Annotated in this window: 8 protein-coding genes and 1 pseudogene; 4 read left to right on the forward strand and 5 right to left on the reverse strand. The window is 41.5% G+C overall.

The annotated features are described in order from the left end of the window. Positions 1-75: 75 nt before the first annotated feature. Complete coding sequence (locus AB8618_RS00765; RefSeq protein WP_413401139.1) at positions 76-2,148, forward strand: M13 family metallopeptidase; 2,073 nt, start codon at positions 76-78, stop codon at positions 2,146-2,148. 108 nt (positions 2,149-2,256) lie between these two features. Here AB8618_RS00765 and mutT read toward each other — a convergent pair whose 3' ends face one another. Next, positions 2,257-2,655, reverse strand: coding sequence for an 8-oxo-dGTP diphosphatase MutT (gene mutT / locus AB8618_RS00770; RefSeq protein ID WP_054202559.1), 399 nt, complete (start codon positions 2,653-2,655; stop codon positions 2,257-2,259). 70 nt (positions 2,656-2,725) lie between these two features. Next, positions 2,726-5,434, reverse strand: coding sequence for a preprotein translocase subunit SecA (secA, locus tag AB8618_RS00775; protein WP_413401140.1), 2,709 nt, complete (start codon positions 5,432-5,434; stop codon positions 2,726-2,728). A gap of 610 nt (positions 5,435-6,044) precedes the next feature. Between secA and AB8618_RS00780 the strand changes: the two genes are divergently transcribed. Further along, complete coding sequence (locus AB8618_RS00780; protein ID WP_413401141.1) at positions 6,045-6,815, forward strand: NADP-binding protein; 771 nt, start codon at positions 6,045-6,047, stop codon at positions 6,813-6,815. Positions 6,816-7,010: 195 nt separating this feature from the next. Here AB8618_RS00780 and hutH read toward each other — a convergent pair whose 3' ends face one another. The 3 genes from hutH to hutC are packed head-to-tail and all read right to left on the reverse strand — an operon-like array spanning position 7,011 to position 10,966. Next, positions 7,011-8,543: a histidine ammonia-lyase gene (gene hutH, locus AB8618_RS00785; RefSeq protein WP_413401142.1), complete on the reverse strand. Its 1,533-nt coding sequence runs from the start codon at positions 8,541-8,543 to the stop codon at positions 7,011-7,013. Then, positions 8,540-10,219, reverse strand: a complete 1,680-nt coding sequence (gene hutU, locus AB8618_RS00790; RefSeq protein WP_413401143.1) for a urocanate hydratase — start codon at positions 10,217-10,219, stop codon at positions 8,540-8,542. The genes hutH and hutU overlap by 4 nt, the downstream gene beginning before the upstream one ends. 18 nt (positions 10,220-10,237) lie before the next feature. Beyond that, positions 10,238-10,966: a histidine utilization repressor gene (hutC, locus tag AB8618_RS00795; protein ID WP_178954700.1), complete on the reverse strand. Its 729-nt coding sequence runs from the start codon at positions 10,964-10,966 to the stop codon at positions 10,238-10,240. A gap of 109 nt (positions 10,967-11,075) precedes the next feature. Between hutC and hutI the strand changes: the two genes are divergently transcribed. Continuing rightward, positions 11,076-12,323: an imidazolonepropionase gene (hutI, locus tag AB8618_RS00800; protein ID WP_409424464.1), complete on the forward strand. Its 1,248-nt coding sequence runs from the start codon at positions 11,076-11,078 to the stop codon at positions 12,321-12,323. A 57-nt stretch (positions 12,324-12,380) separates the two neighbouring features. Continuing rightward, a pseudogene (locus tag AB8618_RS00805) lies at positions 12,381-14,104 on the forward strand (EAL domain-containing protein).

Below are 14,104 nucleotides of genomic sequence, written 5' to 3' on the forward strand. Positions count from 1 at the left end.
CATCCTATTGTTGTTTTTTGAGTTATCAAATCTTAATGAAATGCGTATTTATTCTAATTAATATACGGAATTCTTATGAAAAAAATAACAATGACTGCCGCCAGTATTGCATTGGCGTTAGGTTTGGTTGGCTGCGGCGAAAAGCCACAACAAATGAAAGCAGAATCAACCACAGTAACTGCACCGGTGGCGGCTCCTGGTGCGCTAGGTGTTGATTTACAAAATATGGATAAAAGTGTTCGTGCACAGGATGATTTTTATTACCATGTTAATGGTCAATGGTTAGCAAAAACTGAGATTCCAGGTGACAAGTCTAACTATGGGTCGTTCTCACAGTTATATGATGAATCGCAAAAAGCAATGAAAACAGTGCTTGAAAACGCCAGTGCTAATAGTAGTGCAAAACCAGGTTCAGATGAATATAAGATTGGTGCATTTTATTCTAGCTATATGGCTGAAAATGCTCGTGAAGAGTTAGGTATTTTGCCACTTGAGCCAGCTATTAAAAGCATTGATACAGTGAAAGATAAAGCCGCGTTAGTCACACTGATGGCACAGCTACAAGTTAAAGGTGGCGATCTTCCTTTTGGCTGGTATGTTAATAATGACGCTAAAAACTCAAGTGAAAATGCGCTTTATGCCTATCAAGCGGGACTTGGTTTACCTGACCGCGACTACTATTTAAAAGATGATGAAAAATTCACAAAAATTCGCGCGGCTTATCAAACGTATATCACCGATATTTTAGCTAAAGCTGGCGTTAATAATGCCGCTGATGCAGCCAAAGCGATATTAGCACTTGAAACGACACTTGCTGATGCACAGTGGAGCCGAGTGCAAAGCCGTGATGCAACTAAGTCATACAATAAAATGACGGTAGCTGAAGCTAACTCGCTAATGGGTGAGTTTGATTTAAATGCCTATTTCGAAGCAGTTGGCGTTGATGCTCAAGAGTTGATTGTGCGCCAACCAAGTTACTTTGAAAAATTTGCAGAGATTTTCAACAATACTGACTTAGCTGTTTGGCAAAACTATTTAAAATTCCATTTTGTTAGTAATTACGCGCAGCTACTTAATAAAGATTTAGTAGATTTGAAATTTAATTTTTACAGCACCACGTTGCGTGGTGTTGAAGAGCAAGCACCACTTTGGAAGCAAGCCGTTGATGCATCAAACCGTGTACTGGGTGAAATTTTAGGTAAAGTCTACGTTAAAGAAAACTTCCCGCCAGAAGCGAAAGCGCGTATGGAAGAGTTAGTTGATAATGTGATTACAGGCTATTCAGTGGCAATTGAAAACCTTGAGTGGATGAGCCCTGAAACAAAAGTGGCGGCGCAAGAAAAACTCAATAAGTTTACCCCTAAAATTGGTTACCCAGATAAATGGAAAGATTACTCAGATTTAGCGATTAACCCTGATGAACTGGTTGGTAATTATATTCGCTACAGTGAATGGGCTTATGCGGATATGGTTGCTAAATTAGGTAAGCCAGTTGATCGCTCTGAGTGGCATATGACGCCACAAACAGTGAATGCTTACTACAATCCAGTGAATAACGAGATAGTATTCCCTGCGGCGATTCTGCAGCCTCCTTTCTTTAATTTAGAAGCTGATGATGCAGTTAACTATGGTGCTATTGGTGCGGTTATTGGCCATGAGTTAGGCCATGGCTTTGACGACCAAGGTGCAAAATACGACGGTGATGGCAATTTACGTAATTGGTGGAGCGAGTCAGACCTTAAGCAGTTTGAACAGCGAAGTGCTGCCTTAGTTGCACAGTATAATCAATATAAACCGTTTGAAGATGCCAGCGTTAATGGTGAGCTGACACTGGGTGAAAACATTGGTGATTTAGGCGGCTTAACCGTCGCTTATAAAGCGTATCAGCTATCGCTGGGTGATTCGAAAGCGCCCATTATTGAAGGCTATACGGGCGACCAACGCTTCTTTATGGGCTGGTCGCAAATTTGGCGTCGTAAATACCGTGATGAGGCGCTACGTAATCGTTTAATGACCGATTCACATTCACCGAGTCATTATCGCGTAATTGGTATTTTGTCGAACATGCCAGAATTTTACCAAGCGTTTGATGTTAAAGAGGGCGATAAAATGTATATCAAGCCTGAAGAACGCGTAAAAATTTGGTAATTTGAGCTAAAATTAGCTTAAGCGGTTAGAGCCATTAATCGCAAAATAAAAAGCCAGTGAGCATCATGCTCACTGGCTTTTTAGTTACTTATATACCTGATAATAAAACTAGCTATATTTTGTTTTTATGGCGCTGATGATCTCAACATTAGCAGCAGGAAAATCATAGTTATCAAGTTCGTCAATGCCTACCCATTCGCTTGGTTGCCCTTCTGCGCCATGAGCTTGACCGTTAAAGTTACTGACCACATGCACATTAAGTCGTACGCATTTATCGCCATAGTCATGCTCTATAGTGATAAGTTCGCTTGAACTATGAATAGTCAGTCCTACTTCTTCTAGCAGTTCACGTTTTAGGGCTTGAAACACACTTTCTCCGGCTTCAACTTTGCCACCAGGAAACTCCCATAACCCACCTTGATGTTGCTCATCTGCACGTTTACAAATAAACAAATTGTTATTTTTTTTAATTACACCCACAGCAACATTGATGATTACTTTAGTCATTACCTCTCCCTTAAATAGCATAAAAAAAGCGACGCAAGCGTCGCTTTTTATCTAACGTAACAAAGTGGTGTTATTTTAATTTACCACAACATTGTTTGTATTTTTGACCTGAACCACATGGACATGGATCGTTACGGCCAACTTTTGGCTCGCTACGCGCCATAACCTGAGCGCTTTGCGGTGCTTCACCACCTACGTGTTCTACTTCTTCATGTTGATATTCGCGAGGGGCATTTTCACTTTTACGGTATTGCTCTTCTACTTTTTCAACATCTTCTTCAGCACGAACTTGCACTTTACTTAAAATACCGACCACATCGACTTTTAAGTTTTCTAGCATTTCAGAGAATAACTCAAACGACTCACGTTTGTATTCTTGCTTAGGATTCTTTTGTGCGTAACCACGTAAGTGAATACCTTGGCGTAAGTGATCCATTGCAGCAAGGTGGTCTTTCCAATGTTGGTCAAGACTTTGAAGCATAATGGCTTTTTCAAACTGACGAAGTACAGAATCGCCGACCATTTCTTCTTTTTGCTTGTAAGCTTGTTCAACCGCTTCTTCAATACGCTCACGAAGTTTTTCTTCGTACAGTTTATTGTCATCAGCTAACCACTGAGTAATTGGTAACTCAATTAGGAAATCTTGCTTTAAGCGCTCTTCAAGCCCTGGGACATCCCACATTTCAGCTAAGCTTTGTGGGGCAATGTATTGATCAATTACACCCGCGAGCACATCACCACGGATAGCGGTAATCGTTTCTGAAATATCACCTTCTTCAAGCAATTCGTTACGTTGAGAGTAAACAACACGACGTTGATCGTTTGCTACATCATCGTACTCAAGTAGCTGTTTACGCACATCAAAGTTACGTGCTTCTACTTTACGCTGGGCGTTTTCGATTGCGCGGTTAACCCATGGGTGTTCAATGGCTTCGCCACGTTGCATACCTAGTTTACGCATCATGTTGGTCATGCGCTCACCGGCAAAAATACGCATTAACGCATCATCCATCGATAGGTAGAAACGGCTTGAACCGGCATCACCTTGACGGCCAGAACGACCACGTAATTGGTTATCAATACGACGTGATTCATGACGCTCTGTACCAATAATGTGTAAACCGCCGGCATCAATTACTGCGTCATGGCGAATCTTCCATGCGGCTTTAATTTCGGCAATTTGTTCGTCAGTTGGGTTTTCAAGTTTTTCAACTTCACTATTCCAATTACCACCAAGTACAATATCGGTACCACGACCGGCCATGTTGGTGGCAATGGTGACTGTGCCTGGTAAGCCCGCATCAGAAACAATGTCTGCTTCTTGTGCGTGGAATTTAGCATTAAGTACGTTGTGCTTAATTTTTTCTTTGCGTAAAAACTGCGACAAGTACTCAGAGCTTTCAATTGAGATAGTACCTACAAGTACTGGCTGACCACGTTCTTGACAGTCTTTAATGTCTGCTAAAATGGCTTCGTACTTTTCTTCTTGCGTTAGGTACACCAAATCTGCGCGATCATCACGGATCATTGGCTTATTGGTTGGCATAACAACTGTGTCTAAACCGTAAATAGACTGAAACTCAAACGCTTCTGTATCGGCTGTGCCTGTCATACCTGCTAGCGTTTCGTACAAGCGGAAGTAATTTTGGAACGTAATAGAAGCTAACGTTTGGTTCTCGTTTTGAATTTTCACACCTTCTTTTGCTTCTACAGCTTGGTGTAAACCTTCTGACCAACGGCGTCCTTCCATAGAGCGACCTGTGTGTTCATCAATAATGATAACTTCGTTTTCTTTAATAACGTAGTCAACATCTTTTTGGTAAAGCTTGTGCGCACGAAGAGCTGCATAAACGTGACTAAGTAGCGTGATGCTCGCTGCTGAGTACAGTGAATCACCTTCTTCAATTAAGCCGCGCTCTGTAAGTAGCTCTTCAACTTTTATTTGCCCACGCTCAGTTAGGTGAACTTGCTTAGATTTTTCATCGATAGTGAAATCGCCATCACCTTCAATCCCTTCCTCATCTTCTTTTTCTTGTAGTTCAAGTAAAGGAACAATGGTATTTATTTCAGTGTAAAGCTCTGAGCTGTCTTCAGCTGGGCCTGAAATAATAAGCGGCGTTCGCGCTTCATCAATTAGGATTGAATCCACTTCATCCACTACGGCATAAAATAATGGGCGTTGAACGCGCTCATCAATGCTAAATGCCATGTTGTCACGTAGGTAGTCAAAACCAAACTCGTTATTGGTACCGTAAGTGATGTCAGCTGCATAAGCTTGTTTTTTCTGTTGTGGCATCATGCCCGGAACATTACAACCAACGGTTAAGCCTAAAAACTCAAATAGTGGACGGTTGGTTTCAGCATCACGCTTAGCCAAGTAGTCATTTACGGTAATGACATGAACGCCTTTACCTGTTAAGCCATTTAAATATGCTGGAAGTGTCGCGGTTAGGGTTTTACCTTCACCAGTACGCATTTCTGCAATACGGCCTTGTTGTAAAACCATACCACCTAATAATTGCACGTCGAAGTGACGCATACCGTTTACACGCTTTGACGCCTCACGTACCACAGCAAATGCTTCTGGTAGAATATCGCTTAGGCTTTGTCCGTTATCGTAACGTTCTCTAAACTCAGCTGTTTTAGCTTTTAAATCTTCATCTGAAAGCGCTTCTAGTTGCGTTTCAAGTGCATTGATCAGTGCGACCGTCTTTCTTAGGTTTTTAATAGTGCGGTCATTGCGACTACCAAAAATCTTGGTAAATAAATTAGATATCATGATAAAACCGTTACAATGTGTTTTTTTGCTAGCCGTGCATCGGCTAACCCATTTTTTACAATTGATAATTAATGTATTCTTTGAATTAACCTTTAGGACACATTAATTAGCAATTTTGTATTAAGCTGCTTAAAAAGCACTGTTTATTACCTGCGCTACTATACCAGACTCTGCTAAACATCAAACTACCTCAATAAAAAGATCTTCATTTAAAACAGAAAAATGAGATCTCGCTCATAAAAATAGCATTATGTAGCTAAAGTTGATTAGAAATGCTTTAAAGATATGGTGTTGAATAAATTAAAAACAAGAGCAAAGCGCTTAAATTTCACCCTTAAATGCCTTGTTTGTCGCTATCGTTTTTTAATCCTTAAATTGAGCAAAAGTTTTATTCATTACTCTTCGTAAGTCACTTAAGTCATGCGGTTTATCGGCAGATGTGTATGCACGGAAGCTTTATCATTAAAGAGGTTGTTAATCGTAAAAAAGGTGTATGTTAATATCTTCTGTAACCAGCGTTTGCTAATATTATTTTTAGTAGTATGAGTTCATCATATTTTTTTGTTGCTATAAAACGCGTTGATTGAGTTTTAATAAAAGGGAAAATAAAGTGCAAACCAACAAAGATAACTTAGTAGTCCTTGGCGCTGGCTGGCTTGGCCAAGCCTTATGTATTGATGCACAAAAACAAGGTTGGCAAGTGCAAGGAACTCATCGTAGTGACACTCATCAATTTGATTTTGAGCGTCAGTTTGTTCTACAAAACGGCGAGCTGCAGCACCAAGTGGATTTACAAAATGCGTACTGGGTGTGTGCTATACCTCCGCGCAGTCGTGACAGCGAAAGTGATTATTCTCAAGTGCTGGAGCAGGGGTTAAAGCTGGCAACTGAACTTAATTGCAAAGGTTTTTTATTGTGCTCATCGACTGGGGTGTATGATCAAGAGCCTGGAGTTTATAGTGAAAGTAGCGATATATCTGGCACTAACGAGCGACAAATAAAGCTCTATGATGCTGAAGAGCAAGTACTTGAACAGCAAGGTAAAGTTCTAAGATTAGCCGGATTGTTGGGGCCAAACAGAGAGCCGGGTCGTTTTGTGGCAGGTAAAGAGCTCAACACCTCTAGTCAGCAAGTGGTGAACATGGTGCATCAACAAGATGTGATCAATGCCATTTATGCGGTACTCAACAATTGGTCACAAGGGCAAAGTATTTATAATGTAGTTAACCCTGCGCACCCGAGCAAAGCAGATTATTATGCAAAAAAGTGTGAGCTGTATGGCACACAAATGCCAAGTTTTAGTAGTGATGAAGTCGCTGAGCGCAAAGTTATTGGCTCAGCGATAGAAGCGTTGGGTTTTAGTTATCAGTATGGTATTTAACCTGAACTCTGAATAATAAATCTATCTCAAGCAGCTATTTTCAGTGCTAACTGCGTTGAATTTACTTGCAATAGGCGAGCTTTCGACGCGTAATTCCGCCTTGTTTTCACTGGAAATCTCTGGCTAGAGAAAATAAACATAAATATCATATTGATTCAATACGTTAGTAAATCTCTTAACCAGAGTTCAGGCTATTTAATAAGAAGGTAAGGGCGAATTTTTTATAAAGTCGCACAACTTACCTTCACTTAGTAGTCTGTTGGCCGCTTCAATATCGGGGGCAAAGTAGCGGTCTTTGTCGTAATAGCTAACATGTTGGCGTAGCAGCGCCTTAGCATGCTCCACCTGTTCACACGCATGTAGCGGCTTTCTAAACTCTAGCCCTTGAGAAGCACTTAGCCACTCAACGGCTAACACGCCTTGCGTATTATTAGCCATATCAACTAAGCGCCTAGCAGCAAAAGTTGCCATAGAGACATGGTCTTCTTGATTAGCTGAGGTCGGTAAACTATCTACCGAGGCCGGGTGTGCTAGTGATTTGTTTTCTGAGGCGAGCGCAGCTGCTGTCACTTGAGCTATCATAAATCCTGAATTTACCCCACCGTTTTCAACTAAAAATGGCGGCAACTTTGATAAATTAGAGTCAATAAGTAAGGCAATACGTCGCTCAGCTAAGGCGCCAATTTCGGCAATGGCAATCGCAAGATTATCAGCGGCCATAGCAACGGGCTCAGCATGAAAGTTTCCGCCTGAAATAATATCTCCTACATCGGCAAAAACGAGTGGGTTGTCGGTTACCCCGTTTGACTCACACAGTAATACCTCGGCGGCTTGGCGTATTTGGGTTAAACACGCACCAAGTACTTGCGGTTGGCAGCGCAGGCAATAAGGGTCTTGTACTTTTTCACAATTAATATGTGAGTCACTAATTTGTGAGTGGGTACTTAACAGTTCTCTAAATACGTGCGCGGTATCAATTTGCCCTTGTTGACCACGAACCTCATGAATACGTGCATCAAATGGTGCGCGACTGCCCATGGCGGCCTCAATACTGATAGAGCCAATTACACAGCTTTGTGCGTACAAGTCTTCGGCTCTAAATAAGCCCTGCAGTGCAAATGCAGTAGAGGCTTGTGTGCCATTTAATAGTGCTAAGCCTTCTTTTGCGGCTAATGTCAGTGGTTCAAGCCCTGCAATTTTTAGCCCTTGTTCTGCGCTTATTAGCTCTCCTTGATAGCGCATTTTACCCTCACCCAATAAAGGCAGGCACATATGAGCAAGGGGGGCTAAATCGCCCGATGCGCCCACTGAGCCTTTTTTAGGCACGCATGGGTACACTTCATTTTTAAGTAGCTGTATAAAAAACTCAATGACTGCTAAACGAATACCAGAGTAACCCCGTGATAAAGAATTTACTTTTAGGGTGATCATTAATCTGACCGTGCTGTCATCCATTAATTCGCCAATGCCCGCAGCGTGTGAAAGCACAATACTGCGTTGTAATAGTTCTAGCTCATCATTCGCTATTTTAGTATTGGCTAATAAACCAAAGCCGGTATTAATACCATATACAGTACGTTGCTCGTTTATTACGTCTTGAACGGTTTGGGCGCTGGCAGCTATTTGTGTGGCGGACTCAGTTGCCAAAGTTAAATCTACGGCCGATTGATTAATTTTTCTTAAGGTATGTAATTCAAGCTGACCGGGTGTGAGAGTGTATGAAATCATGACTTATCCTTGTTAAGCATAGGTAGGTCTAGGTTTTGTTGTTGTGCACAATTTTTTGCAATGTCATAACCTGCATCGGCATGGCGCATCACACCGGTAGCAGGATCATTCCAAAGCACTCTTGCAAGGCGTTGCTTTGCTTCATCGGTACCATCGGCAACAATAACCACACCTGAATGCTGGCTAAAGCCCATACCTACACCGCCACCATGATGAAGCGATACCCAAGTAGCACCGCCTGCGGTATTGAGCAGGGCATTTAATAAAGGCCAATCAGAGACTGCATCGGAGCCATCTTGCATGCTCTCTGTTTCACGATTAGGACTAGCTACTGAGCCTGAGTCAAGATGATCGCGGCCAATAACTACCGGTGCTTTAAGCTCACCGTTTTTAACCATTTCATTAAAGGCAATCGCTAGACGCGCTCGGTCTTTTAAGCCAACCCAACAAATACGTGCAGGCAAGCCTTGAAATTGAATTCGCTCACGCGCCATATCAAGCCAGTTATGCAAATGCTTATCATCAGGAATTAGTTCTTTTACTTTTGCGTCTGTTTTGTAAATATCTTCGGGATCGCCTGAGAGTGCTACCCATCTAAATGGGCCAATGCCTTCACAAAATAATGGACGAATATAAGCAGGTACAAATCCAGGGAAATCAAATGCATTTGTTACGCCTTCTTCGAGCGCCATTTGACGAATATTATTGCCGTAATCAGTCGTTGCCGCGCCCGCATCTTGCAGTGCCAACATCGCTGTTACTTGAACAGCCATTGATTGTTTGGCTGCTTTGACCACTGCTTGTGGATTATCGATTCGCATTTTTGCAGCATGCTCCATACTCCAACCTTGTGGCAGGTAGCCGTTAAGCGGATCATGGGCTGAGGTTTGATCGGTGACTATATCGGGAGTAATACCACTTTTTACTAAGGTACTAAAGACATCAGCCGCGTTACCAAGTAAACCCACAGAAAGCGCTTCACCTTTTACGCAGGCATCGGTTATTAATTTTAATGCATGCTCAAGGTCTGTGGCTTTTACATCGACGTACCCTGTTTTTATTCGAAAATCGATACGGCTTTCATCACATTCCACTACTAAGGCACTAAAGCCTGCCATGGTTGCTGCTAATGGTTGTGCACCGCCCATTCCTCCGAGGCCACCTGTTAGCACCCACTTACCTTTGGCATCGCCTGAAAAATGCTGTTTTGCCATAGCTACAAAGGTTTCGTAAGTGCCCTGAACAATCCCTTGAGAACCAATATAAATCCAAGAGCCAGCGGTCATTTGGCCGTACATCATCAAGCCTTTTTTATCTAACTCGTTAAAATGTTCCCAGTTAGCCCAGTGCGGAACAAGGTTAGAATTTGCAATTAATACCCGCGGTGCATTGCTATGAGTTTTAAATACCCCCACAGGTTTACCTGATTGCACTAAAAGGGTTTCGTCATCTTCAAGGCGCTCAAGCGTCTCAATTATTTTGTCGTAGCTTGGCCAGTCACGGGCAGCACGGCCAATTCCGCCATACACCACCAAAGCTTGAGGGTGCTCGGCAACATCAGGGTCTAAATTATTCATTAGCATGCGTTTAGCTGCTTCGGTTTGCCAGCTTTTAGTAGATATTTGATTACCATGCTGTGCGCGAATTGTGCGTTGTGTGTCCAGTCGATGATCCATTATTCACTCCTGTTAAATTTAAGCGTTATGGGCTTTATTATTGTTTTTAAATGTTAATTGTCCGCCCAAGCGGTACTTACTGCCTGGCGATATAAGTCGTGCAAAACTAACAATTCCGTTTACCGACCAAGTACGGCGTATTACTTGTAAACAGGGCTCTTCGTTATATAAATTAAGCCATTGGCACATTTCACTGTTTGGCGTAATAGCCTCTACCGTATGCCTCGCTTGTGTTAAAGGGGCAACTGTTGATAAGTATTCGTGTGGGGTAAGGGCGGTAAAATCTTGTTGTAAATAATCTTTTGCAAGGGGCGGATTTACAAAGCGCTCCTCAACTTGTAAGGGGCTGTCGTTTTCGTTATGAATAATGACACTGCGATATACCACGCTATCTACCTCCACACCTAAAGCAATTGCAATTGGCGCTACGGCATTAATTGATTCCAATACTTGTACTGTGCAGCTGTAGTTTCCGTTTCGCTCTTTTACTTCATTGGCGATGTTTTTTATTTCAAGTAATGATGACTGTGACTTGAAGCTTGCTACAAACGTACCTAGGCCTTGGCTACGGGTTAAAATACCTGCATCAGTGAGTTCACTAAGTGCCCGACGTGCGGTCATTCTGCTTACTGTAAACTGTTTGGCTAGTTCGTTTTCTGAGGGGACACGTTGGTTTTCAAGCCAAAGCCCACTGCGTATTTTGTCCACAATAAACTGTTTTATTTGCGTAAACTTAGGTGTTGGCATAAATATTTTTAGTATATTAAAAATAAACAATACCTAGTAAGATGGCACAACCATCTTGTATATACAAGATGTGTTGTTAAACTTGTTGAACACTATCGCGGAGAGACTTATGCAAGCCACAGAATCCACAGAACAGTTAAATGATATCGATTTATTACTCACCGATGCCAATATTGCCACCATGGATAACAACATTGATGCACCTTATGGAGCGATAGAAAATGCGGCTTTAGCAATTAAAAATGGCAAAATAGCATGGTTGGGTGAGCAAACTGAGTTACCTGATTTTGATATATTAGCCACTCCGGTAGTAAGTATCAAAGGGCAGTGGTTAACCCCGGGCTTAATTGATTGCCATACTCACTTGGTGTTTGCCGGTTCTCGTGCAAAGGAGTTTGAGCAGCGTTTACAAGGGGTAAGCTATCAGCAAATTGCCGCGCAAGGGGGCGGAATTGCAAGTACCGTTAAAGCAACCCGAGAGGCTGACCACGAACAATTATTTGTAGCAGCAAAAGATCGTTTAAATGCACTACTAGCTGAAGGCGTAACTACGGTAGAAATTAAGTCAGGTTATGGGCTTGATATAGAAAATGAGAAAAAAATATTAGAAGTTGCTAGGCTGTTAAATCAACATCACCCTATTGAAGTCATTAATACCTTTTTAGGCGCGCATGCATTACCTTTAGAGTTTAAAAATCGTAGTGATGATTATATAAATTTAGTGTGTAATGAAATGCTCAACACCCTTGTTGAACATGATTTAGTCGATGCGGTTGACGTGTTTTGTGAGGATATTGGCTTTAGTTATGCGCAAACGCAGCGAGTATTTGATGCGGCTAAAAAACTGGGGTTAGCAATTAAGTGCCATGCTGAGCAGTTATCTAATCAACAAGGTGCTGCGCTGGTGGCGCAATACAATGGTTTGTCGGCCGATCATTTGGAATATCTTGATGAAGCCGGTGTTAAAGCTATGGCAAATGCAGGTACTGTGGCGGTATTATTGCCCGGTGCTTTTTATTTTTTAAAAGAAACGAAATATCCTCCAATTGAACTGTTAAATAAATACAAGGTTCCCATCGCAATTGCCAGTGACTTTAACCCAGGCACATCACCGTTATGTTCTTTGCAATTAATGATGAATATGGCTTGTACATTATTTAATTTTACTCCAGAACAGGCATTAATGGGAGTCACGGCACACGGAGCTCAGGCTCTTGGTTTTGCTGATAGAGGCGTATTAAAAGTAGGTGCTCGCGCCGACATAGCACATTGGCAAATTGAGCATCCAGCACAATTAAGTTATCAGTTTGGGGTAAATAAACTGTTAAATTTATGGATATTGGGTAAACTTAGCTAATTATAAGACTTCACTCTTAAGCCTATGTTTTATTTAATGTCAGTGAGTACCTCAGCTATGGATGGAACGTTATTGAGCTACAGCAATTTAGCTATTTTTTTAAGTGGTGCACTTTTAATGGCAATGGTTGCAGCGTTGTTAACCGTTAAAAGTAACGTAATAAGGCTCAGCTTTTTATACACTGGGCTGATTGGTTTAGCTATGGTTAGCACTGCCATCCCTTGGTTTGTTTTGTTATTGGCTCTGGGGTTTGCTTTTCATTTATATCAGGCGAATTTGCTAAAGCAAAAAGTCCCGTTACTTATCAGTGCCTGTGCCTCAGGCGGGCTTGTTTTATTATTTACAGGTTACCTCTTTTTTACATTGCATTTAGCGTGGTTACTTATTCCAATTTTACTACTCAGTAGCAGTGGTTTTTTAATGGCTAATACGCCGCAGACTGCTCCAACTTTAAAGCCAGAAATCGAGCCTGAAGCGTATGTTGAAAACTCACCCTTAGCCAGCTTCCCCGATAAACAGCAGTTACGTCAAAAATATAATGAACTCAATGATAAGGATTCATTTACAGCAGCAATCATTGTACTGAGGCTAGAAGGTTTTGCTCAAGTTAATCAACATATTGGCCGAGATTTTGGCGACTTATTATTATCTCAGTCGGCCAATCGAATAAAAGATTTATTAGATAGCGATGAAGTTTTTTTCTTGCTGAGCATGCTAGATTAGCGCACTTGGGTGGGTTAAACTTTGCATTTATTTGTGATTTACAAAATCATAATCATTTACATCAACAGCTTATAAAGCAAATTATTGGCGCTACCTTAAAGCCGTTCAATGTAGCTAATTGTACGATTGAAGTAAAAGTAAGAGCCAGTTATGTACATTGTAATAAACAAAGCAGCAGCTTTGATGAGCTAATTAGTCATGCTTACTTGGCGCTTGATAGCCGGCCAGCTAAACAAATTGTGGCTTATCATCAGCAAATGACGACTGACCATTTAGAGCAGCAAGCGCGACTAACTGAGCTGGCTAATATCAGCTTTGCTGATGAGTTCGAATTGTTTTTTCAACCGGTTATTCGAAATGAAGATGGCCAAATTGAATTTTTAGAATTGCTATTACGCTGGCAGCACCCAACCCAAGGGACTTTATCGGCGAGCCAGTTTATCAACGATATTAGAATTGCAGGGCTTGGTTACTCACTTGCGACCTTTGTTATTGAACGAGCTGGAGAGCTTGCCATGGCACTGCGTATGGAAGGAATGAGGGTGCCTTTAAGTGTTAACTTATTTGGCCCAGAAATGCTTAACGAAGAGTTTGTTGATTTTGTTTATGGGGTTATTGGTGAGCACCAACTTAGGCCTGGTGATTTAATTTTAGAATGTCCGCTACACATTTTTACTAGCCTAGATGATAAAGGTAGAGCCATGATAGCAAGACTTAACAGCTTAGGTTTAAAAGTGTGTGTTGATGGTTTAGGTGATAATCCTGTATTACTTTCTAAGTTACCTAGTTTAGCGGTGGCATACATTAAAATATCGCCTGCATTAACTGCTGACTTTAGTAATCAAAATAACATACGTAGTTTAGTAGGTGGTATGGTTGAAATGCATAACCAGCAACAGACGAAAGTTATTTTTGAAGGTGTTGAAACACTCGATCAACTAAAGTTTGTAAAAAGTTTAAAAGCCTACGCTTCACAGGGATACTATTTTGGACACCCATTGAGCAGTTTAGGATTAATGAGTTGGTTTAAGCAATGGTTAGAAGCACAAGAACTTTAA

Origin of the sequence: Pseudoalteromonas sp. RW-H-Ap-1 (genome assembly GCF_048318575.1) — a bacterium.
GTDB lineage: Bacteria > Pseudomonadota > Gammaproteobacteria > Enterobacterales > Alteromonadaceae > Pseudoalteromonas.